We start from the raw sequence: 23,242 nt of genomic DNA on the forward strand, positions 1-23,242 counted from the left end.
CTCCTTGCTGGATGTGGAACCTCCGAAGGTGAGGTGGAAGGCCCGACGGATATCGGGACGCGCAAGGACGCGCTTCCCGATTGCAACGGGCAGGACTACGTCATCACGTACTACGAGGATCCGGCGCACACCCTCTGGAGGGGAGAGATCATCTGCGGATGCGGGTTCGGTGACCAGTCGGTGTTGCACGGCTACCGCTCGGCCTACTTCGAGCGGGTCAATCACTGTTAGTCGCGGTGTCGCGGCCGGTCCCTTCCATGGGGACCGCGCCGTTGAATCCTGACGAGCCGAAACACTCCGGCCGGTCCTACGTGGCGACACGTTCAGGGGCTGCGCAACTGGCGGTCTTCGGAGTCCAGGGCCTCGTCAAAGGGCGCTGCCGGAACGCGCGCGGAGACGTCCCGTACCCGCGCTGACACACGCCGGCCCAGGAGGGTGGCGGCTGCTGGGGTACCGTTGACGAGCTTCCGCATCATTTCTCCGCTCGTCAGCTCATTCCCTACAAACCATGCCCCTCCACCGCCCACTCCCCGCCCTCGCTGGGTTGCTGCTGCTCGCCCTCATGGCCTGTAGCGCGCAGCCCGTCGGCTCCGTCCAACTCGCCAGCTCCGTCCAGCAAGCCCTCACCGTGAGCGATGTCACCCGCGTCAAGGTGACCATCTCCTCCTCGGACATGTCCCCCCGCGTCGTGGAACTGCTCAAGTCCAGCGGCTCCTGGGGTGGCCTCGTCGGCAACATTCCCGCCGGGCCCAACCGCTCCGTCCTCGCGGAGGCCTTCGACACCTCCGGCACCCTGCTCTTCCAAGGCCAGGCTTCCGGTGTCTCCATCACCGCCAACCAGACCACTGCCGTGTTCCTCAGCCTCCAGGAGATTCCGGCCCCTACGCCCTATGACAACGAAGCGCCCGTCATTGACTCACTGACCGCCTCCAGCAACGCGCTTCAACCAGGCGCCTCCCTCTCGCTGTCCGCGACGGTTCATGACCCCAACGCCGGAGACGCGCTCACCCTGGCCTGGACCGCCTCCGGCGGCACCTTCTCCGACTCCACCGCCGCGACCTCCTCGTGGACGGCGCCTGCTTCCCCCGGCGTGCAAACCCTCACCCTCACCGTGACGGACTCTCAGGGATCCGCCGTCTCCGTCTCCCTCACCGTCAACGTCGTCCCGGACCTCGTCACCGGCGACGCCACCCTCGACATCTCCTTCAACCGCTGGCCTGTCGTCACCAAGGTCTCCGCGTCCCTCAACCGCCTCGACGCGGGACAGTCCACCGCCGTCTCCGCGCTTGCGTCCGACGCGGATGCGGATGCGCTCTCCTACCAGTGGACCTCCTCCTGCCCCGGCACCTGGACGGATGCGACGTCCAGCACCGCCTCGTTTGTCCCCTCCTCCAGACCGGCCGGCGCATGCAACAACTGCCGCCTCGCCGTCACGGTTCAAGACGGCCGGGGTGGGCAGACCACGGGCTCGCTCAACCTCTGTGTCACCGACACCGCTCCCGTGCGCTTTGCGCCAACCTTCACCCACTTCTACCAATCCGCCACCTCCACCTCGCCTGAGCAGACGGTGGCTTTTGACGTCACCGCCCTGGACCCGCAGTCCAGCACCCTGGGTTTTTCCTGGACCGCCAGCGCAGGCTCACTGGCCACGGCGCAGGACGGCGCCAATACCAGCCATGTCGTGTGGACGGCGCCTGCCTTCGCGGCAGCGGGTATGCCCCCCACCATCACCGTCGTCGTCACCAACGCCCACGGCCTCTCGGCCTCGAAGTCCTTCACTGTCTCGGGGCTGCCGGCGGCCATCGACCCCACCGGCACGCTCACGAGCGGAGGATTGACCTGGGTGAGGCCGGGGGCGGCCACCGTGACCTGGATGGACGGAACGACGTATTGCACGAATACGGTCATCGCGGGTCAGAGCGGATGGCGCATGCCCACCGTGGAAGAACTGACCGATTTGTGGGTCGACAAAGGGACGAGTCTTCTCGCGGCGGAAGGCTGGCCGCTCGACTGGATCTGGGCCATGACACCCATTTCCTATGGCCACAGGGTCACGCACATGTCGACCGGCGGCTCCAGCTATTCCCTTGATTCCGACAAGCAATTCCTGACGTGTGTTCGTGGGACGGGTGAATACCCCGCCACCTTCTCCCAAGCAGGACTGACCTGGATGAGACCCGACGCGACCACGCGAACGTACACGAACGCGGAGGCGTACTGCTCCAGCAGGACGATGGGCAACCACATGGGGTGGCGGCTGCCGACTTCATCGGAGCTGGAGGCCTTGCACGTCGCGAAAGGCGGTCGTTTCCTCGCGAACGCGGGATGGACTCTTGAGTGGATCTGGACCTCGACCCCCTATGCCAGCAGTCGCATCGTCGTGCGCGGCGGTGGCACATGGAGCCTGGGCGATGTCAGTATCAGCTCGGTATTCGTGACCTGCGTCTACCCATGACCGCTGCCTGACCTCGGGGTGGCCGCGGAACCGCATGGGAGTAGACTCACCGCCCATGATCAAGCTCCACCAGTTCAACCCCTCTGGGAATTGCTACAAGGTCCGCCTCCTGCTGCATCAGCTCGCGATTCCGTTTGAAACGCGGGAGGTGGACCTCTCCGCCGGAGAGACGCGCACGCCGGAGTTCAAGGCGATGAACCCCATTGCCCGGACCCCCACCGTGGAGCTGGAGCCCGGTGTCTTCCTCGCCGAGTCCAACGCCATCCTCTGGTATTTCGGCGAGGGCACCCCCTTCATTCCCACCGACCGGCTGGAGCGGGCGCGGATGCTCCAGTGGATGTTCTTCGAGCAGTACAGTCACGAGCCCTACATCGCCGTGGCTCGGGCGTGGCTCACCTTCTTCGGCGTCCCTTCCGGCAAGGAGAAGGAGCTGGAGGAGCGCATCCAGAAGGGCTACGCCGCGCTCGACGTCATGGAGGGTGAGCTGCGCAAGCGGCCCTTCTTCGCGGGCGAGCATTACAGCCTCGCGGACATCGCGCTGTATGCGTACACACACGTGGCGGAGGAGGGCCGGTTCGACCTGGGCCGCCATCCCGCCATCCGCGCCTGGTTCGAGCGGGTGCAAGCCCAGCCCCGCCACCTGCGCATCACCGACGTCCTCAAAGCGCCGTAGGCCCGCAGAAGGGATAGCCTCGGGACATGCTACTTCCCGACCACTACACCCGAGCCGCCCTGGATGCCGAGTTCCACGTCCAGGTTGAGATTGACCGCGTGGTGCTTCCCTCAGAGGTGCGAGGCGAGGCAGTCGTTGAAGGACGCGTCGCGCGTGTCTTCCGCGGGGACCCGGCCCTGCTCGCCTCGCGCATCTCCTTCGAGGTGAGCTGTCTCCGCGAAGGAGCTAGCCCCCCTCCCAGTGGAGTTCGCTGGCAGATTGCCGAGAAGCTTGAGCGGGCCGTGGCGATTGAGGCCTACCTCAACCGCAACGGCTACGGTGGCTACGCGGTCGCCAGGTGGCAATCCTTCCTGCTCGATGCGGTGACGGACACTCCGGCGCGGCCCATCACCGAGGCGGACCTGCTGTTCCGGTGAGGCGAGCAGCCCTCTCCGCTCCCGTCGGCGACACGTCCGTCACCGGGCAAGGGACTCCAGCGCGTGGATGGCCTCGAAGAGGACCGCGCGGAGCTCGTGGTCCTCGTCCTCCTCGTCGAAGGCCTCACGGTGCCCCAGCAGCAGCGGGAGCAACGAGACGTCCTCCAGCGCCTGGGCCGCCTCCACGTCCAGCGTGGTGACCACGGGCCCCTCCAGCACGCGGCGCAGCGGTTCGAGGACGCGCGCGTCCTTGCGCAGGGCCAATCCCAAGAGGGCCTCCCCGCGAATCTTGACGTGGGTCTCGGAGAGCCGGTCCACCAGCGCCTCGCGCAGCTCCGGCGTGTCCACCTCCCGCGCCTCGGAGCCGAGTGTGAACGTGGCCCACTCTCGCACGGCGTCGTCGGAGTCGCGGGAAAGCTGAATCAATGCCTGGAGCACCTGGGCGTCCCGGAACCGTGACAGCCCCATGACGACGCCGAAGCGAACGTGGGCGTCTGGGTGCTCCCTCAGGGAAAGGAGCGCGGGCACCCCGCGGCGATCATCGCCCAGGTGGCGCAGGGCGGCGGTCATCGCCGCCAACACGGCGGCGTCCTGTTCCTTCGCGAGCGCCGGCAGGAGCGCGTCCATGAAGCGTGCGATGCGCTCCGGGGGCCGGTGCCGGAAGTCCAGTTGGGAAAGGATGTTCGCGCCGCGTCCCCGCTCCTTCGGGGAGGAGGACTGGAGCCAGGCGGCGGCCCGCTGGAAGACGTCCTCCCCTCCTCGGTGGTGCAGCTGCCAGATAGCGAACCACGCTCCCTCGTCCTCCTCGTCGCCCTGGAGCGTGCGGGCGAACAGCTCATCGGTGGAGAGGTCGGCTTCGGGCGGGGAACTCATGCCGGGCAGCCTAGCGCCGGACGCCCCTGCCCCACAGGCCCGGCGCCGTTGCGCCGGGCCTGCGTGAGTTCACTTCAGCTCACGGCGAATACAGCTCCGTGGACGGCCCACTGGCCGTCGCGCAGCCCACGGCCAGCACCTCGCCCGAGGTCAACCGCGCCGCCACCGCGCCGCTGCGCGCCGTCAGCATGGCGCCGGTGGACCGCCACTGTGACGTTCCGCGCGCTGCGTGCCAGGGCTGAAGTCCGTTGCGTCCGTGCCGCAGGCCGCGCAGGTCCGTGCCAATAGGAGAGCTGGGACGGCTGCAACTCTTTTCATGGATGGGGTCATGGGGTGACCCACGTCGCGGCAGGGTCTGCCATTCCGACGGGGCGGCGCATCCGGATGCCTCGCGCCTCGCGGTTTCAAGCCAGCCGCTTTCGGGGGCGGAGATGAATAGGACAAGCCCTGTGTCTGGGTACGCTAGCACCCCAGGTTCGAGAGCGTGCTGGCGCCTGGACCTGATATGTGACCGGCGAACGGAACCGGCGACAGGGCGCGCGTGTCCAAGGCGCGACTTTTTCCCGAGAAGGAGCGCACACCTCATGAAGCAGAACCTGAAGCAGTGGCTGTCCGTGCTGTGCATGGGAATGGCAGGAGTGTCCGCGACCGCCTGGGCGGACGTGGGGACGCCGGTGGACTGCGGCACGGTGGAATGCGAGGCCATCCGCGAGATGCGGTCGCTCTTCGCGGCGGAGTCCGATTACTTCGGGGTGAATGATGTCTTCACGCCGAACCTCGCCAGTGCGGGTTTCGCGCCCGCGGCGTGTCCGAATGGCAGCCGCGCCCCCGTGCCGGGAGCGGGCTGGGTGTCCGGGTGCAACTTCTCCTACAAGGTCACCGGCATCACGCCGAATCCATCGGCGGGCTTCACGGCGGTGGCGCAGGGCGTGGCGGGGACGGCGTCCGCGGGCATCACCCTCCAGATTGGCACCCACCCCGTCTCCGGCCGCCTCTTCTGGCTGGAGCGCCAGGGCGTGCGCCGCTACGTGGACTCCGCGGAGTGCCAGCCGCCGCAATCCTTCACCTGCGAAGCCCAGCTGCGAGAGGCCCGGAGCAACATGAACTACATCCACGTGGTGGAGCAGTCGTACTTCGCGGAGAGGGATCAATACTCCACCAACCTGCCGCTGATCGGCTTCGTGCCGGAGGGGTGCTCGAATGGCACCCGCGCCGCCGTCCCGGACGCGTCCTGGGTGGCGGGCTGCCGGTTCATCTACAAGGTCACGCTGAACGGAACGACTGGCTTTACCGCCACGGCGAAGGCCGTGACTGGCGCCACGGAGGGTTCCGTCCTGACCCTCACGGAGTCGGGGCAGACCGTCATCACCCCGTCGTATCCGGCGTCGTGCCAGTAGGCTGAATACACAGGGGCCGTGGCGATTTCACCCCACGTGCCCCATCGCCAGGCCCGCGTCAGGGCCATTTCCCATACTGCGTCCAGCGCTGGCCAATCACCCCAAGGACGCGTGATGAGATTTTCACTCCGACTGACTCAAACCCTGATGTTGTGCCTTGCCGGAGGGTCTTGCGCCCCCGGCCCTTCCGATACGACTTCCGCCCCGGATGCGAGCGCCTCCGTGGCCCAGACGCTCGCATCATCGAACGCGCAGTATGACGCCCAGCTGGCAGCGCCCGCGTGCACCGCCCACGGCGCCCTCTGTGATTCCAACTCCACGCTGACGGGCCGGGGCACCGTGGGCCCCGAGTCCAACGCTCCCAATACGTTGGGCGGAAGCTGCGCCGACGGGAACGACGGCACCTTCCAGGCCGACGCCTCCGTGGAGGCCCTCCGCGTCTCCACCGTGGATGGCGTCTCATGGCTCGCCCAGGGGCGGACGGTGAAGGTGGAGGCGGACGTGTGGGGTGCCCCCTCCTCCGGCAGCGCGCTGATGCTCTTCCGGGCCACGGACGCCACCGCGCCACAGTGGGTGCACCTGGTCACGCTGCCCGCCACCGGCGGCGCCGAGACCCTCTCCACCACCTTCAAGCTCCCCGCGGGCAGCTTCCAGGCCGTGCGCGCCGTGCTCGTGGACGCCGCCCAGGCACAGGGCGCTCCGTGCACCCCCGGGGCTGTCCATGACCACGACGACCTTGCCTTCGCGGTCTCGGCGCCGGACGTCACCCAACCCTCCGTCACGCACCTGCCCGCCGCCGGGAGCACCGTCTCCGGGCAGGTGACGCTCGTGGCCCAGGCCGTGGATGACCAGGCCATGGGCCGGGTGGACTTCTTCATCGACAACGTCCTCGTGGGCAGCGACAGCAGCGCACCCTTCGAGGCGAGCTGGGACAGCTTCTCCGTGCCCAACGGCATGGTCTACTGGATGGTGCGGGTCTACGACGCCGTGGGCAATGCCCGGGCCTCGTCCGTCAATCTGTACATCCGCAACGACTACGCCGCGCCCACGGTGAGCCTCATCGCCCCCGTGGATGGAGCGACGGTGGGCGGGTCGAGGAGCGTGGTGGCCAACGCCACCGACGACATCCGCGTCACCCGCGTGGAGTTCTACCTCGATGACACCGTGCTGCTCGGCACGAGCGTCCAGGCCCAGTTCGGCATCCCCTGGAACGTCCAGACCGCGCCGCCCGGCCCGCATACGCTGACGGCCCGCGCTTACGACGCCTCCGGGAAGGTGACGACGTCGGCGCCCGTGCACATCACGGTGGACCCGCCGCCCACGGTGGCCGTTGTGTCGCCCGCCGCGGGCGCCGTGCTGAGCGGCTCGGTGTCGCTCACCGCCACGGCGACGGACAACACGCCTGTCTCCCGGGTGGACTTCCGCGCGGAGCTGAACAACACCATCCTGTGCAACGCCTACAGTCCCTCGTACAGCTGCAGTTGGTACACCCGGAACCTGCCCAATGGCCCCACCCGGGTCCGGGCCGAGGTCCTGGATACGGCGGGCAATCTCGTCTACTCCGAGTGGCTCACCTTCACGCTGGACAACGACCTCACTGCGCCCACCGTGACCCTCACCTCGCCCGTGGCGGGAGCGACCGTGAGGGGGAGCCTGGTGTTCTCGGCCGACGCCTCCGACAACCGCGGGGTCACCTCCGTGGAGTTCAAGGTGGACGGCAACACCGTGGCCATCGACAACACTGCGCCGTACACCCTCACGTGGAGCAGCACCCAGCTGGCCAATGGCACCCACACGGTGTCCGCGCGGGCCTGGGACGCGGCGTACAACCTGGCGAACTCGGCCACCGTGAACATCACGGTGGACAATGACGCCGTCGCGCCGGGGGTCTCCTTCACGTCGCCGGTGGAGGGCGCCGTCCTGCAGGGGACCGTCACGCTGGCGGCCAGCGCGAGCGACGACCACTCCGGCATCACGCGGGTGGAGTTCTACCGGGGCGCCACGCTGCTCGGGACGGACACGAGTGAGCCCTTCACCCATGACTGGGCCACACGCGCGCTCGTCAACGGCGCGTACACGCTGACGGCCAAGGCGTACGACGGCGCGGGGAACGTGGGCAGCACCAGCCTGAATGTGACCCTGAACAATGATTTCATCGCGCCCACGGTCTCCATCACCTACCCCGCGCCGAACGACATCCTCCTGCGCGAGACGTCGTACATCGTCACGGCTTCGGCCAGCGACAATGTCGGGGTGGCCCGGGTCGAGTTCTTCCTGGACGGGATGCCGGCCGGCACCAGCACCACCGCGCCCTTCTCGGTGCCCTGGTACATCTACACCACCGCCGGGCTCCACTCGGTATCCGCCAAGGCATATGACGCCGCGGGCAATGTCACCTCCAGCGCGTCCGTGATGGTGACGGTGCAGTATCCGCCCTTCCCCAACTACAGCCCCTTCAGCTACAGCGCGAGCAACACGAGCGATGCGACGACGGGCACGGCCAACCAGACCATCGCGATGACGGCGGGACAGACCTTCACGGTGGGAACCTGCGGCGTGGCGGGCTCAACGTTCACCGGTGACACCTACCTGCGCCTCTACAACCCGAATGGCACACAGGTGGCCTTCAGCGACAACGCGTGTGGTGGTGCGGGCTCGAGCTTCGTCTACACGGTGCCGGCGGGCGCCGGCGGCAACTACCAGCTCCGAGCAGGCTGCTCCGCGAGCACCCGCTGCACGGGCACCGTGGCCTGGACGCTCAGCGCGGCGCCGGGCTCCGGGCCCCTCCAGTACAGCGCGAGCAACACCAGCAGCGCCACGGTAAGCACGGTGAACCAGACCCTCAGCTTGACGGCGGGGCAGGTCCTCACGCTGGGAACCTGCGGTGTGACGGGCTCGAGCTTCTCCGGTGACACCTATCTGCGGCTCTACGGTCCGAGCGGCACGCAGGTGACCTTCAACGATGACGCATGCGGTGGCGTGGGTTCGAACTTCGTCTACACGGTGCCCGCGGGCGGCAGCGGGAGCTACCAGCTCCGTGCTGGCTGCTACTCGAGCAGCAGCTGCAGCGGCACCGTGGCCTGGACCATCCGGTAACAGCCAGTGGTGACGCTGGGCGCGGGGAGGACCCCTTGTTCCTCCCCGCGCCTTCGTATTCCATGGGCAAACCAAAACAATCAGACAATCCATGATAACGCGCTTGTCTGGTGTTCCAGGTGGCACTGTCCTGAAGTCAACATTTGGAGTAGATGGGTCCAGGCGCGGTCAGTATTGGCTCTTGGAGGCCGTCCGGCCGCGTCCAAGGGGGAACACAAACCCATGCGGAATGGATGTCTTTGGCGGTGGGGATGGAGTCTGGCGGTGCTGGTCGGGGCGGGATGCGGCGAGACACGAACGCAGGAGGAGGCCGCGCCCGAACCGGTCTCCACCCGCCAGCGCCTGGAGGCGCCGGTTTCGCTGGTGAAGGACTTCCGGCCTGGAGACTCCAGCGCCTCTCCCAACAACCCGGTGCGCCTGGGAAACTCGGTGGTCTTCACGTCCTCCGGCGGACCGGCGTCCAACTACGAGCTGTGGACGAGCGACGGGTCCGAGGGCGGGACGACGCGCGTGAACAGCGCGGGGTCGCAGGGGTTCTCCAACGAGCCCCAGAACCTGACCCGCGTGGGAAACACGGTCTTCTTCTCGACGGGTGAGCTGTGGAAGAGCAACGGGACCGCGGGCGGCACGGTCTTCGTGAAGGACCTCAACGTCTGGACCGACTCCCGGCCCTCGGCGTTGACGGCGGTGAATGAAACGCTGTTCTTCGTCGCCAACGGTGACACCACCGGCCAGGAGCTTTGGAAGAGCGACGGCACGCCGAACGGCACCGTGCTGGTGAAGGACATCTTCCCGGGGAGCAATTCCGGCGCCTTGAGTTCCGGGCTGCGCAACGTGAATGGCACGCTGCTGTTCTTCGCCAACAACGGCACCACGGGCTATGAGCTGTGGCGGAGCGATGGCACCGCGTTCGGCACCTCGCTGGTGAAGGACGTCCGCCCGGGGCCGGACTCGAGCATCTCCGTGCAAGCGTCGGTGGTGCTGAATGGAGTGCTCTACGTCACGCTGGACAATGGCACCCACGGCCTGGAGCTGTGGCGGAGCAACGGGGTAGCCCCGGGCACCTTCATGATCAAGGACATCCAACCGGGAGCAGGAGGCTCCCGGCCCACTTCCCTGGTGGCACTGGGCTCGCGCGTCTTCTTCACCGCGGACGACGGCACGTCCGGCCAGGAGCCCTGGGTGACGGACGGGACGCCCGACGGCACACGGCGCCTCAAGGACATCTCCCCGGGCGCGACGGGCTCCAATCCTTCGAACCTGATGACTTCGGGGGGAAGGCTCTTCTTCAGCGCCACCGATGCCGTCCACGGGACGGAGCTGTGGACGAGCGACGGGACGGAAGCGGGCACCGTGCTGGTCCGGGACGTCCTGCCCGGCGCTGGAAGCGCTTCGCCCGTGCCGCTGGTGGACCTGGACGGAGTGCTGCTGTTCTCCGCGCAGGATGACGTCCACGGGAAGGAGCTGTGGAAGAGCGATGGGACGGAAGCGGGCACGGTGCTGGTCCAGGACATCTGGCCCGGCGCGGCCGGCTCCGGCCCGACCGCGGCCACGGCTGGAGACGGCTTCGCGTGGTTCTCCGCGGATGATGGCCTCTGGGGCCGCGAGCTGTGGCGGACGGATGGCACGGCGGCGGGCACCCGGCTGGTGCGCAACCTCAGGACGTCGCCGGTCAACAGCTCGCGACCGGTGACCCTGGTGGACGTCGACGGCACGCTCTTCCTTAGCGCCTACACGCTGGAGTCCGGCTTCGAGCCGTGGAAGAGCCGGGGCACGCCCGGGAGCACGGTGCTCATCAAGGACATCGCGCCGGGCCAGAAGTCCTCCGGTGGCTTCATGTGGAATGTGGGCGACAAGGCGGTCTACAGCACCAACGACGGTGTCTCCGGCCCCGAGGCCTGGATTACCGATGGCACCGCGGAAGGCACGCGCCTGCTCAAGGACATCCTCCCCGGGCCGACGAACGGCGTCGCGCCGGATGGCTTCGTGGGGATGGGGGACGGGACGTTCTACTTCCGGGCCAATGACGGGACGACGGGCGTGGAGCTGTGGCGGAGCGACGGGACGGAAGCGGGCACCACGCTCGTCCTGGATCTCATTCCGGGGCCGGGCGGCTCCGCGCCCCAGAGCCTCACCCCGTTCAATGGGACGCTCTTCTTCACGCCCTTTGAGGGCACGGGCGACATGGAGTTGTGGAAGACGGACGGCACGCCGAACGGGACCGTGCGCGTGAAGGACATCCGGTCGGGAAATGCACCCTCTGTCCCCAGTGACCTCACGCCCTACGAGGGCCTGCTCTACTTCGTGGCCTACGACGACACAGGCGTTCCCTTCATCCACCGGACCGACGGCACCGAGGCCGGGACGGTGAAGGTCACGGACGTCGTGCCGACGGGGACCGTCCGCCCCTTCGAGTACAGCTACGACTACCTGACGCCCGGACAGGGAGGCCTGTACTTCACCACCTCGGAGAACGGGGTGCCCATGCTGTGGCGGACGGATGGCACGTCCGAGGGGACCGTGCGCCTCCTGTCGCTGCCGAGTAAGTGGTTTAGCGACGCGTGGCCGAAGCAGTGGCTGTCCGTGGGGCCCTGGCTGTACTTCGTCGCGGACGAAGGCACGTTCGGGGCGGAGCTGTGGCGGACGGATGGCGCGCAGGCGGTGGAGTTCGTGAAGGACATCCGTCCCGGCGCGCAGGGCTCCTCGCCCGAGAAGCTCACGGTGTTCGGGGACCTCATCTACTTCACGGCGGATGACGGGACCACCGGCCGCGAGCTGTGGGTGACCGATGGCACCCCGGAGGGCACCCGGCGGGTGGCGGACCTCCGGGAGGGACCGGAATCGTCGGTACCGGATCAGCTGACCGTCAGCGGAGGCGTCCTGTACTTCACCGCCGATGACGGGCTCACCGGCACCGAGCTGTGGAGGGTTGGGGAGGGCATCGACGACACGACGCCGCCGTCCGTGACCTGTCCTCCGGCCGTCACCGTGGAGGCCACGAGCGGCGCGGGTGCCATCGCCACCTGGCCTGACGCCATGGCCACGGACGACGTCACGCCGCAGCCGGAGGTGACCTACAGCCCCGCGCGCGGCGGCCTGTTCGCGCTGGGTCAGACGGCCGTGACGGCCACGGCCCGCGACGAGGCGGGCAATACCGCGGCCTGCGTCTTCACCGTCGCGGTGGTGGACACCACGGCGCCCGCGCTCACCTGTCCCCAGGACGTGACGGTGGTGGCGGCCAGTGCCACAGGTGCCACGGTCAGCTATCCGGCGGCCACCGCCACCGACGCGGTGTCGGCCGTCACAGTGAGCTACCGGCCCGCGTCCGGGAGCCTGTTCCCCGTGGGCCAGACGCTGACGGTGGTGGATGCCCGGGACGCCGCTGGAAATACCTCCACGTGCGGCTTCCACGTCACAGTGCAGGAGCCGCCGGACGATGGGCCCAACGTCACGATGTGCAACCTGCCGCGCTACACGCAGGAGACGACCCTCATGGCCTGCGGCTGGAGCACGCCTCGTGCTGGTGGCGCGTCCATCACCCAGGCCTCCTTCACGGTGGACGGGGGCCAGCCCATCCCCGTGACGCCGGACTTCAGCGGGGGTTTTGTCCTCACCTTCCTCGACCTCGTGGAAGGCACCCATGTCGTGGAGCTGACCGCCACCGATGCGAGCGGTGCCGTCACGCGCAAGCAGATGACGGTGTCGGTGGACCTCACGCCTCCCGTCGTCACCATCGTCTCGCCTCGGGAGGATGAGACGCTCTCCAGTCCCCTGGTGGTCGTCACCTCCTCCATCCAGGACGCCACGCCCACGCGCGTGACGACCCAGTGGCTGGAGACCAGCACGGTGGACAGCGGCACGGGCACGGTCACCCACACGGTGGACCTGGTCAACCGGGGCTTCGTCCCGCTGCTGGTGACCGCCACGGATGCGGCGGGAAACCAGACGCAGGTCGTGAAGCAGATCTACATCGGGCCCGCGAACTGACAGTGGAGGGTCGGGGCCTGATGTCTGGAGACATCAGGCCCCCGACGCCAGTCACCAGGGCGGGGCCTCCACTTCGACGTAACCTCCTGGAATCACGAAGCGAAGGGCCGTGAAACGGTGGGCACGCGGGGTGCACTAGGGGTGGTCCGTCGCTGCACTCCACTCCCGAGGCCTTCCCATGAAGCTGCGCTCCTCTTCGTTCTCCAAGCCCTCTTCGTCGTTCGGCTCCAGCTCCACCTCCCGCCCCCGCAGCGGCAGCGTGCCGGCGAAGCCCGAGACCGCGAAGCCGAAGCCGGTGGCGTCTCCCGCGGAGCTGCAGGCGGGCAAGAACAACCTCAAGCCCACGGACTACGGCGTGGTGGACCCCAAGCTCCAGGGCATCCGGACCCGCCGTGACAGCGGCCAGTCCGGCGCGCAGTTCGCGGACTTCACGCAGGACGTGCGCAACTCCACCAACCGCCTCACGAGCAAGCCCGTGGGCAACCAGATGCTGAATGACATCAACGGCCGCACCCAGGCCGTGAACCCCGGCGCCACGGGCATGCAGAGCAAGCCGCTGACGGCGATGGACATCTACTCGGGCCGCAACTCGGCGATGCCCAACTCGCATGTGCCGCGCAACGACGGCACCCTGTCGTCCACCCGCCCGGCGTACCGCTTCGACGGTCAGCCCGGCGCCGGCACGGCCAGCGACATCAAGTACAACGAGAACGGCGGCGGCCAGCGCTTCAACAGCCTGGGCCACGAGTCCGTCCACGCCTGGCGCGCGTCCAACGGCCTCCAGGTGAGCCCCCTGGCCGCCAGCAAGCACAGCAACGCGGACGTCTTCAAGCAGCACCCGGCGCACTCGGACAACATGAAGTCCACCGTGGACAACCGCCTCCGCCTCTCGGAGGAGTTCGAGACCATTGGCCTGCGCCCCACCCCGCACACGAAGAACAACTGGGCCCCGTCCGAGAACGCCATCCGCGCCGAGCACGGCCTGCCCTCCCGCCAGGACTACTCGGGCCTGAAGCCCGACGGGAAGAACAGCAACGACCAGGCCTTCAAGAACTACGACGAAGGCACCGACGCCCGGAACTTCTTCCAGAAGCTGTCCGGCCAGCCGTCGCCCTTCCAGAAGATCGTCGGAGACCTGGAGAAGTGATTCACCGGGCGTTCAGGACCGCAGGTCCGCCAGCCATTGCAGGGCGCGCAGGCCGGGCATGAAGCCGTACTCGCCTCCTCGGGTGACCACGAACCGCGACAGGCCTTTGAGACACCGGGGGATGGGCCGCCTTGGATAGGCGAACTCCCCGGTTCCGTCGTGGGCGCCAACGAGCGGATCCTTCGCCTCCCCCAACCCCAGGAACTCACCGCCGTTGATCCACTCGGATTGCACGAACTCGAACTGCCGTCCGAGGTGCGAGCCGATGAAGGCGAACATCAACCCCCGGTCGGCTCCGTCATCCTCGAGGACGCCTTCGGGAAGCTCGGACCCGTAGGCGGTTCCGCGCCGGATCATCCGGTGGAGTCTCACCACTCCCGCGACGGACGCGTCACGGGGGTTCGCGCGCCGGGCGTGCGACCCGGGAGGTGTCTTGTAGCCGGTCGGGTCGTCCGCGTAGTGGAAGTCATTGTTGCGCCGGGGGTCGGCGCCCAGGGAGGCATCGTCATGGTGCGGGCACAGCGCCAGGGGCGCGCCGCTGCGCCACCTCCCCATCATCTTCGCCGCCAGCAGCTCCTCGTCCTCGGGCCTGCTCGCGCTTTGCTTCAGGTACTGCCGGAACGCGGCCACCCGCTGATGGAGTTTGCGGAAGACGATGTACGTCCCATTGCGGCCCAGGACGTCGGGTTGGGGCATGGGTGGCAGGGTGCCTGTCTCGTCAGGGTAGCCCAGGACGAACTCACCTGCCTTGAGCGGCGCCTCGTGGGGGTTGCTTCCTGGAATGCCGCTTCCCTCGACAGCCGGATGGCTGATGCCATCCCTGAACCCGAACGGCTCCCGCTCCGTGCTGAGCGCGTGGCAGTCCTGACGCCAGAGGGCCTGGACGCCGCCCAGCTCCCGCAGGGCCCCGCCCGCGCGCTCCAGCGCGGCATCGAGCCGGGCCTGGTCCGGTGAGAGCATCGTCAGCACGACATGGACGTCTGGAGTTCCCAGCGGCGATTCCCACTGCTCGGGGCTGCTCTCCCCTTCGTCCCCCAGCGCCCTCGCCCGGGCCGCCATCCCCTGCCGGAACTCCCACGCGAAGCTGTCCAGGGAGTCCCCTGGCACGCCCAGCGCCTCGAGCCCGGAATACGTGAGCGAGACGCTGACCCAGCATTCGGCGGCCGGACGCTCCGGATGCGCGGCCGAGGACACCACCGGGAGAAGCCGGCGCATCAACTCCCGCCCTGCCCTCCGGTCGTCGATGCGCAGGAGGATGTAGGTCGCGACATACGGCGTGGGCCGGGGCCGGAGCACTCCGCTCTGGATGTCGTCCAGTTCGAGCATGTCAGTGGTCGGTGGCCAGGTTCTTCCAGAAGCGCTCGAGGCTCTCGTCCGCCCCGAACAGGGTGCTGAAGATGGTGGAGTCCGCCACCAGCACGTCACCGGCCCTGCCGTCGCCAGGCGGCATCCACACCAGGGCGTTGAACTCGGTGTTCCCCGCGTTCGTGAAGGGATGGGGCCGGGTCAGATCAATGGGCTGCGTCGCCAGGACGCGAACCGAACGGGCGTCGTCCGTCGTGACCGCGTAATGCGGCAGGTGCATGTGGAAGTTGAAGTTCTGGACCCCGTTGAGCCAGCCGCGGGTGTCCAGGTCCTCGCGCACCGTCAGCGGGACACTCCGGCTCGTTCCCTCGATGACGGCCGGGCGGAGGCCCCAGCGATTCTCGACGGGGATTCCCAGCCCCTGCATCAACGAGCGCGCATAACTGCCAAAGCGCTGCTGGCGAGGCACCAGTGCGTCGCCATGGTGGGCGTACTCGAGGGCACGCTCCTGCATGTCCTCCGAGTGCCCGACGTCATGGTGAGGGCCTATCACCAGGCAGGTGCCTTCGCGCGCGAGGAACGCGCGGACCGCTTCGATCTCCTCCGGAGCCGCCACCTGCTCGGTGACGTTGTGGTCCAGGCTGAAGACGAGCAGCGTGTCCGCGTCGGCGAGGACCCGCTCGTCGAGCGGCAGGGTGAAGCCCGCCTGATCCACCCGCTGGAACATGGGGACCGCGTACCCGGTGGCCTCCTCGACGACCTTCTGGAACCGCACCCAGGCCCAGAAGAAGAGCTCCAGCGAGCCGGAGATGCCCTGCTGGAACCTCCGCGGGTCCGCCCACTGCGGGGACTCATACGTGGGCCAGAGCACCCGGCGGACCTCGGTCATCGTCGAGAACCGATTGTCCATTTCGGTCGGATCCCGATTGGCCTCTCCGGGGTAGCTCCAGGACGTGTAGACGCTGACGCGCCGATGCCCCTTCGCATATCGCCGGGGCGCGTGGTCCTGGTTGTACGTCCGTGCGGGCTGGGTGCTCATGACAGGCCCTTCTCGCTGCGGTCCTACTGCATCTGCTCGATCATCTCGGAGAACGCGGCCTTGAGCTTCAGGGCCTTCTTGATCTCATCGCTCGTGAAGTACGGATACTCGCCGTACTCCAGGAAGCTGGTGCACTGGTGGTCCCGGATGAACTGGATGAACGCCTGCGTGTTGGTCTTCCAGTCCATGGGAAAACCCTCGAGGTTCTCGAAGGCCGTGTTGATGCCGGAGCGCGTGAAGATGACGACCGCGTCCTCGGTGTATTTGTCGAAATCGGTATCGAAGATGCCCTGGTACATGAACCGGGTGTCGTTATCGAAGAGCACCCAGCGCAGGTAGTGGAGCTTGAGCGGCGCCAGCAGGTGGGGCTCGGTCTTCAGGGACTCGGCCAATCGCTGACCGTAGCCGCGCATCGTATCGGCGCGCCCCGGTTTGACGTTGGCGACGATGGTGAAGCCGTAACAGGCGGGAGTCTTCGGAAAGATGGGGCCGTACTTCCCCTTCTCAAGGTGCTCGGTCGATTTGGGGATGGCTACTGCTTGAGGTGTGAGTTCCATCGCGAAGCTCCTCTGACACTCATGGTTCAAGCTCGCGACGAGGCCCGGCGCAGGCAAGGGCCGCCGGCCTCCAGCGGCCAGGCTGCGCTTCAAGCGCCCAGACCTCTTGAGGCCGAGGGACAGACGCACCAAGGACTCCCCCCGTCAAAGGCGGCGGTGAGTCCCCGCTTCACGTCACGGGCGGTACAGCTCCACCGTGGTGTTCTGCGCGCTGGGGCTCAGGTAACCGCCCGCGACCAGGATGTCGCCCGTGCTCAGCGCGGTGGTCGCCTGGTTGTAGCGCGGCGTGGACATGGCGCCTGACACGGCCCAGGCGCCCGTGGCCGGATCGTAGAGCTCCCAGGCCCCCGACCGCTCGGGCTTCGACCTGGGGCACATGACCTTCACGAGCGACGCGGGGACCTGCACCTCCAAGGGCAGGTCCCCGGACCAGGCATGATGCTCGTCATCGCGTTCGCGGACCTGCGCGGAGGGCTCAAGGCGCTGGTGGTGGGCGGCGCGACGGACCACCGCTTCGTGGGCGCGGACTCATCCTTCAGCCTGCGCGTCAAACGGGCGAAGAAGGGCCGCATCGCCATCCAGTGCGGCACGGCGTCGTTGGGTGAAGTGGCGTCCGACGAGCTGTGCCGTGCCGTCCTGCAGGGCGTGGAGTCCTTCATGGCCCGGCCCGAAAGTGCCCTCCCCCTGGAGATGCGGCGGGAGGGGACCTGGAGATGAGCCTGCGAGAGTTCCGAGCGGCCGCCCCGGGGACCTGAGTCAGCCGACGCCCTTTCGGCCGTAGAGGAGCAGGCATGCAACTACACGCCTACTCCTACATCGGTCCGGAGGCGATACGCCTCGCCGTCGAGAACGCCCCGGTGGGATTTCCCATCGTGGCACCACGCGACGTCGAGGCGTGGCTCGATGCGACGCCAGACGCCCTCGTCGAAGGGGCTACATACGTCGTCGACCTCCAGGGACGCCTGCGGCTGGCCCCACGACGCTCCGAGCACGTTGCATGCGCGGGGGGCGAAGAAGTGCTGGCAGCCGGAGAGATCCGTTTCCAACGAGGGAGCCCGGCTCCCTTCGTGACGGAAGTCTCGAATCAGTCGACGGGGTATTGCCCGGACACGACCTGCTGGGCCGCCGTCGAATGGGCCCTCACGAACGCGGGGCTGAGTCCCCCCGCTGGCTTCACGCACGAGGCCGTCTTCCGGCGCTGCACGCAGTGCGGCGAAATCAACCTCGTGAAGGAGGCCTGGTTCGTCTGTGTGTTCTGCGAGGCGGACCTTCCCGCCACGTGGAATGTCTCGCCGCGACGGCTAGCATGCCCGCTCCCGAACACGCCCGTGCAAGCAGGAGGGCCGCGTGGCATCCGTTGAAGGCATCCACCCGAAGTCGCAGGCCCTGGAGCTCGAGGCTCCCCTGCCAGGGGTGATGGATGCCCTGGCGGCGCTCCCGTCCACCCAGAAGGCCCGCCGCTTCCGGAGCCGCGTGGGGCACCGGCTGATCTCCCTGTCGAGGATCGGGGTCTTCCTCCTGCTCCTATGGGTTGCCGGCACCGCCGACGGCCCCCTGGATGTCGTGGCGGGAACCCTCGCGGTCGGGCTGGGCATCGTGCTGTGGTTTCGCAGTCTGCTTCCCAATCGCTTCCACGCCGAGGGCCATCCTGGCGATGCGCTGGACCGCCGGCCGGAGCTGGTCCGCCGGGTGCTCCTGCGCCTCAAGGACGACCTCGCACCCAAGACGCCCGTGCGCCTGCGGCTTCGTCCCGACCCGCGTCCCGAGGGGCCGGGTTCGAGCTTCTATGACCTGAAGCTCCTTTCGAAGGCCGTGTCGGATGTGCTGGACCCGTGGCTCACGCTGGAGACGCGGCTGGCGGATGGCGCGCACCTGCGGCTGAGCGCGGTGGAGCGCCGCAGGAACAAGGTCAGCGACCCGGGACCCAACGGGCCCCGGCGCCGCAAGAAGACCAAGGAGTACGACACCCTGTTCCTGGACGCCCGGCTGCGCGTGAAGGCGAAGCGGCACCCACGGCTCGCGGCGCTGTCATTGGACCGGGCCCGGGAGGCGGTGCGCCTTCCGCCCGGTGCGAAGCTTCAGCGGCTGCGCATCACCGGGGAGCGCCTCCGGCTCCGGATCCGGCTGGAGGAGTCCTGGCTCCCCCATGCCCCGAAGGACGCGGCGGCTGAAGCGTCCCCTGCCCCGGACGCGTCCCGCGCGGTGACGATGATGCTGCTGAGCCTCTACCAGATGCTCCACCTCGCCCGGACGCCCGAGGCCGTCAAGGCACCGCAGCGCGAGAAGGCGCCGCAGCGCCGGGCGAAGTCGCGGCGCCGCCGCTCCGGTTGAGCCTTCAGAACGAGGCGCTCCACGTGAGCGCGGCTCCCCCTGGAGTCGGCGCGACGCCAACGTCGGTGAGCAACGAGATGGCGCGGTGTTGCCGCTTCCATTCGACGTAGGTGTTGTGGCGGCTGATGCCCACGAACAGGAGCGGGAGCCCCACGGCCGCGAGGACGCCGCCAATCACCAGGGAGGACCCAAGACAGACATCCTGCGTGTCGCGAGGAATCAGGCTCGTCTTGCAGAGAGGCGAGGAGAGCAGGTTCACCGCGGCCACGCCGGACAAGATGCTGCCTGTGACGAGCATCCCGGTGCCCGTGGGGGGAGGCCTGCCGCTGAGCAAATCATCCGCGCGGTCCTGGGCGAGCGCGGGGACAGAGGCAAGGGTGAACGCGGCACTCACGAACAAGGAGAGAGGCGTCTTCATGTCGTGAGGAAAGAGCATGGGCGAGCTTGTCGTCAAGCACGCCCACGCCACTCCCTGGCGCTGGTTCGACAAGACCTACGAGATTGAACTGTCACGGATGGCGCCATTGAGACGCATGGCTTCACTCCTTCAGAGCTTGACTCAGTTGGCTTACAGCGGGCCCGACTTCGCACTCTTCACCGGTGAATCCGCCCGGGACCCATAGGTATCCAGCGCGAGGGTGGACCGGGTGTTGACCGGTGAAACGACCCGCGCACGGTGTCGCCCCCGCGGCTTTCGCTGGCCCGCCGGGCTGACTTGTTCCGGCGGGCCACCATCCCCACCTCTCTGAGACCCGGTCAGGGGGTCGCTAATGGTGGTGTTCCTCATGGACGGGCAGTGCGCACCCGCGCGGGTGGTGCGCCACTCGACCGCGGCGCGCAGGCTGCGCCTGGAGGTCCCCGACCTGCGGTGGAACGCCTTCCTCGGCAGGAGGCTGGAGCGAACCTTCGCCACCTGGCCCGGCGTCGTGGACGTGAGCGCGGAACCCCGCACGGGACGGCTGCTGGTGCGCTACGCGCCGCAGGCCCCGCTGCTGGCCCGGCTGCGCCAGGAGCCCGACACACAGACCGCCCAAGGCCCCACGCCGCGCAAGGCCGGCCCGGTGCAACACGCGCGGCGCGGACAGCAGGAGCCGTGGCATGCGATGACCGTGGACGCGGTGCTGGCCCGGCTGGACGGTACGGAGCAGGGCCTCACCACCGAGGAGGCGGCCCGGCGGCTCAAGCGCTTTGGCCCCAATGTCATGCAGGAGGAGGCACCGCGCTCGCGCCTGGCCATGATGGGCTCGCAGCTGGCCACCGTGCCCACGATGCTGCTGCTGGGTTCGGCGGGGGCCTCGGTGCTCGCGGGAGACGGGCTGGAGGCGACCGCCATCCTCACGGTGGTGGGGCTCAACGCGGGCATCGGCTACCGCATCGAGCGCCGCAACCAGGAGCTGCTCGCGTCGTGGCAGAAGCTGGAGGCGGGTGCGGCACAGGTGCTGCGCGGCGGCGTCCTCCTCACGGTGCCCGCGGCGGAGCTCGTGCCCGGGGACGTGGTGCTGCTGCGCGCCGGAGACGTGCTGCCCGCGGACATGCGCGTGCTGGAGGCGCACCGGCTCTGCGCGGACGAGGCTCCCCTCACCGGCGAGAGCGAGCCGCAACCCAAGCAGGCCGCGCCGGTGGATGCGCGGGCGCCGCTGGCCGAGCGGACGCCGCTGTTGTTCGCGGGAACCGCGGTGGCCTCGGGACGTGGGCGCGCCCTGGTGGTGGCCACGGGCGCGGACACGGAGATGGCGCGCGTGCGGGAGCTGGTGGCGCAGGAGTCCGCGCCGTCCACGCCGCTGACGCGCAAGATGGGCCAGTTGGACCGGCGCGTGGCGGCGGCCTCCGTGGGCGCGGCGACGCTGTCCGCCCTGGCGGGCCTGGCCCACGGCCGCTCCGGGCCCCAGGTGCTGCGCGGCGCGGTGGCGCTGGGCGTGGCGGCGCTTCCCGAGGGCCTGCCCCTGGTGGCGACCGCGGCGCTGCTGCGCGCCATGCAGCGGCTGCACGCGCGCGGCATGGTGGTGCGGCGCGTGGTGGCCGCCGAAGCGCTCGGAGGCGTCACCATCATCTGCGCGGACAAGACGGGCACCCTCACGCGCAACGAGATGCGGCTGGAGGTGCTGGACCTGGGGGAGGGCCCCCTGGAGCTGTCCTCGCTGCGTCCGCGCCCCCAGGCCGTGCTGGAGGATCCACCCACGCTGGCGCTGGCGTTGGGACTGCTCAACAGCGACGTGGACATCCACCACCGCGGCACGACGCTGGAGGTGTCCGGCAGCTCCACGGAGAAGGCGCTGGTGGCCGCCGCGCACGCCGCGGGGCTGGACGGGGCCGCGCTGCGCCGCGCCTTCCCTCGCCGCCACCTCCGCGAGCGCTCCGAGGCCATCCACTACGTGCTGAGTGTCCACCATGCGCCCGGCGATGGCACGGTGGCCTTCATCAAGGGAGCTCCCGAGCAGGTGCTGGCCATCTGCGAACGGGACTCGAAAGGGCCGCTGGACGCACAGCAGCGGAAGCGGCTGGCGAGGCGCAACGACGCGCTGGCGGCGGACGGGCTGCGCGTGCTGGCGCTGGCCTGGCGGCGGCTCGACGGGGACGCGGGCCCCGCGCCGACGGAGGGGTACACCTTCATCGGCTTCGTGGGGCTGAGGGACCCGCTCCGCGAGGGCGCGGCGGAGTCGGTGCGCCAGGCGCGAGGCGCGGGCATCCGCACGGTGGTGTTGACGGGAGACCAGCCCCGCACGGCCGAGGCCGTCGCCCGGCAGGTGGGATTGGAGGGGGACACCCTCACCCCGCATGAGCTGGCGGAGCTGCTCGAGCTGTCGGGAGAGGCGCTTTCGGACGGGCTCGCCCGCACCGCGGTGCTGGCGCGTGTGACTCCGGAGGACAAGCGGAAGCTGGTGAAGGCCCTGCGCGCGCAGGGAGCCATCGTCGCCATGGCGGGAGACGGCATCAACGACGCCCCGGCGCTCCGGGCCGCGGACGTGGGCGTGGCGGTGGGCGTGCGCTCCAGCGACATGGCGCGCGCGGTGGCGGATGTGGTGATGGCCAGCGAGGACCTGCGCAGCATCATGTCCGCGGTGGGCGAAGGCCGCATCGTCCAGGACAACCTGCGCCGGGCGCTGCGCTTCCTCTTCGCGACCAACCTCTCGGAGATGACGCTGGTGTTGGGCGCGAGCCTGCTGGGGCTGCGGGAGCCGCTCTCGCCGCTGCAGTTGCTGTGGATCAACCTCCTCACGGACACGCTGCCGGGAATCGCCCTGGCGCTGGAGCCGGGAGACCCGGCCATCCTCGACCGGCCTCCGGCGCCACCGGGGATGCCGCTGCTCACGAGACCGGCGGTGCGGCGGGTGGCGCGGGACGGCGCGCTGATGGCGGGCGTCGGAGCACTGGGGATGGCACTGGGTGGACCACCGCTGGCGTTCGGGACGCTCACCGCGGTGCAGCTCGGTTATTCGGCCGTGTGCCGCGCGCCCCGGGAGGCGCGGCGGCATATCCCCACGGACGGCGAGTGGCGCATCTACACCTTCGTCGGCGGTGCCACGGCCCTGCACGTGGCGGCGCTCACCCTCCCGCCGCTGCGGCGGGTATTGCGCCTTCCAGCGCCCACGCCGCTGACGTTCGGCGGGCTGGCCGCGGGACTGTTGCTCCCGGCCCTGGTGGGCGCGACGCCCGCGTGGGGCGCTCAGGTGGTGCGCCGGGCGCGGCGGGTGACGGACACAACCTCTTCCCTGGAGACACCTTCATGAAGTTCGACCTCCCCTCCTTTCTCATGGGCTACGGCGCGGGCGCGGGCACCGTGCTGGTGACCAAGCATCTGCGGCCGCTCCTCGTGGAGGTGGCCACCGCGGCCTACCACTTCGTCGACATGGTGATCGCGCGCGCCGCGATGAAGCACGAGGACATCGAGGATCTGATGGCGGAAGCGAAAGCGAGGGCTCGCGGAGGCGAACGCGCGCGGCCCGCGGACGAGGCCCGGGCCTAGGG

The 23,242-nt window shown here is 68.9% G+C and carries 19 protein-coding genes; 13 read left to right on the forward strand and 6 right to left on the reverse strand.

Annotated features, from left to right (window positions below; genetic code table 11):
* Positions 1-33 precede the first annotated feature (33 nt).
* From D7X30_RS33390 to D7X30_RS33405, 4 genes are all read left to right on the forward strand, one after another.
* Complete coding sequence (locus tag D7X30_RS33390; RefSeq protein WP_147443382.1) at positions 34-231, forward strand: hypothetical protein; 198 nt, start codon at positions 34-36, stop codon at positions 229-231.
* Between the two features lie 397 nt (positions 232-628).
* Positions 629-2,455, forward strand: coding sequence for a PKD domain-containing protein (locus D7X30_RS33395; RefSeq protein WP_370051894.1), 1,827 nt, complete (start codon positions 629-631; stop codon positions 2,453-2,455).
* A 55-nt stretch (positions 2,456-2,510) separates the two neighbouring features.
* Positions 2,511-3,128, forward strand: coding sequence for a glutathione S-transferase family protein (locus D7X30_RS33400; RefSeq protein WP_120567036.1), 618 nt, complete (start codon positions 2,511-2,513; stop codon positions 3,126-3,128).
* A gap of 26 nt (positions 3,129-3,154) precedes the next feature.
* Entirely contained in the window at positions 3,155-3,544 is a 390-nt protein-coding gene (locus tag D7X30_RS33405; RefSeq protein ID WP_120567037.1) for a hypothetical protein, read from the forward strand.
* Between the two features lie 39 nt (positions 3,545-3,583).
* Here D7X30_RS33405 and D7X30_RS33410 read toward each other — a convergent pair whose 3' ends face one another.
* Positions 3,584-4,417, reverse strand: a complete 834-nt coding sequence (locus D7X30_RS33410; RefSeq protein ID WP_120567038.1) for a HEAT repeat domain-containing protein — start codon at positions 4,415-4,417, stop codon at positions 3,584-3,586.
* A 584-nt stretch (positions 4,418-5,001) separates the two neighbouring features.
* Here D7X30_RS33410 and D7X30_RS33415 point away from each other — a divergent pair.
* The 4 genes from D7X30_RS33415 to D7X30_RS33430 all read left to right on the forward strand — a co-directional run bounded on the left by D7X30_RS33415 (position 5,002) and on the right by D7X30_RS33430 (position 14,044).
* Positions 5,002-5,814 carry a hypothetical protein gene (locus D7X30_RS33415; protein ID WP_120567039.1) on the forward strand — a complete coding sequence of 271 codons (813 nt, stop codon included), beginning with the start codon at positions 5,002-5,004 and terminating at the stop codon, positions 5,812-5,814.
* Between the two features lie 222 nt (positions 5,815-6,036).
* Entirely contained in the window at positions 6,037-8,910 is a 2,874-nt protein-coding gene (locus tag D7X30_RS33420; protein ID WP_120567040.1) for an Ig-like domain-containing protein, read from the forward strand.
* Positions 8,911-9,174: 264 nt separating this feature from the next.
* Positions 9,175-12,897, forward strand: coding sequence for an ELWxxDGT repeat protein (locus D7X30_RS33425; protein ID WP_158619430.1), 3,723 nt, complete (start codon positions 9,175-9,177; stop codon positions 12,895-12,897).
* 178 nt (positions 12,898-13,075) lie between these two features.
* Positions 13,076-14,044, forward strand: coding sequence for a M91 family zinc metallopeptidase (locus D7X30_RS33430; protein WP_120567042.1), 969 nt, complete (start codon positions 13,076-13,078; stop codon positions 14,042-14,044).
* Between the two features lie 12 nt (positions 14,045-14,056).
* Here the strand turns inward: D7X30_RS33430 and D7X30_RS33435 are convergent, their stop codons facing one another.
* The 4 genes from D7X30_RS33435 to D7X30_RS33450 all read right to left on the reverse strand — a co-directional run bounded on the left by D7X30_RS33435 (position 14,057) and on the right by D7X30_RS33450 (position 17,359).
* Entirely contained in the window at positions 14,057-15,370 is a 1,314-nt protein-coding gene (locus D7X30_RS33435; RefSeq protein ID WP_120567043.1) for a peroxidase, read from the reverse strand.
* 1 nt (position 15,371) lies between these two features.
* Positions 15,372-16,388, reverse strand: a complete 1,017-nt coding sequence (locus D7X30_RS33440; RefSeq protein WP_233591944.1) for a hypothetical protein — start codon at positions 16,386-16,388, stop codon at positions 15,372-15,374.
* Between the two features lie 23 nt (positions 16,389-16,411).
* Positions 16,412-16,945, reverse strand: coding sequence for a hypothetical protein (locus D7X30_RS33445; RefSeq protein WP_120567044.1), 534 nt, complete (start codon positions 16,943-16,945; stop codon positions 16,412-16,414).
* 174 nt (positions 16,946-17,119) lie between these two features.
* On the reverse strand, positions 17,120-17,359 hold the full coding sequence (locus D7X30_RS33450) for a hypothetical protein (protein WP_120567045.1): 240 nt from the start codon (positions 17,357-17,359) through the stop codon (positions 17,120-17,122).
* Positions 17,360-17,380: 21 nt separating this feature from the next.
* On the opposite strand from D7X30_RS33450, the gene D7X30_RS33455 reads away from it, so the two are divergent.
* The 3 genes from D7X30_RS33455 (at position 17,381) to D7X30_RS33465 (ending at position 19,276) form a co-directional block, all read left to right on the forward strand.
* Positions 17,381-17,662, forward strand: coding sequence for a hypothetical protein (locus D7X30_RS33455; RefSeq protein ID WP_120567046.1), 282 nt, complete (start codon positions 17,381-17,383; stop codon positions 17,660-17,662).
* 74 nt (positions 17,663-17,736) lie between these two features.
* Positions 17,737-18,306 carry a hypothetical protein gene (locus D7X30_RS33460; RefSeq protein WP_199724625.1) on the forward strand — a complete coding sequence of 190 codons (570 nt, stop codon included), beginning with the start codon at positions 17,737-17,739 and terminating at the stop codon, positions 18,304-18,306.
* Entirely contained in the window at positions 18,293-19,276 is a 984-nt protein-coding gene (locus tag D7X30_RS33465) for a hypothetical protein (RefSeq protein ID WP_120567047.1), read from the forward strand. The genes D7X30_RS33460 and D7X30_RS33465 overlap by 14 nt, the downstream gene beginning before the upstream one ends.
* A gap of 4 nt (positions 19,277-19,280) precedes the next feature.
* Here D7X30_RS33465 and D7X30_RS33470 read toward each other — a convergent pair whose 3' ends face one another.
* Complete coding sequence (locus D7X30_RS33470) at positions 19,281-19,712, reverse strand: hypothetical protein (protein WP_120567048.1); 432 nt, start codon at positions 19,710-19,712, stop codon at positions 19,281-19,283.
* 334 nt (positions 19,713-20,046) lie between these two features.
* Between D7X30_RS33470 and D7X30_RS33480 the strand changes: the two genes are divergently transcribed.
* The gene (locus D7X30_RS33480) at positions 20,047-23,004 is read left to right on the forward strand and encodes a cation-transporting P-type ATPase (protein ID WP_120567050.1); all 2,958 of its coding nucleotides are present in this window, start codon (positions 20,047-20,049) and stop codon (positions 23,002-23,004) included.
* Positions 23,001-23,240: a hypothetical protein gene (locus D7X30_RS33485; RefSeq protein WP_120567051.1), complete on the forward strand. Its 240-nt coding sequence runs from the start codon at positions 23,001-23,003 to the stop codon at positions 23,238-23,240. The genes D7X30_RS33480 and D7X30_RS33485 overlap by 4 nt, the downstream gene beginning before the upstream one ends.
* The last annotated feature ends 2 nt before the right edge of the window (positions 23,241-23,242 follow it).

Source organism: Corallococcus sp. AB011P, from assembly GCF_003611605.1.
Lineage (GTDB): Bacteria > Myxococcota > Myxococcia > Myxococcales > Myxococcaceae > Corallococcus > Corallococcus coralloides.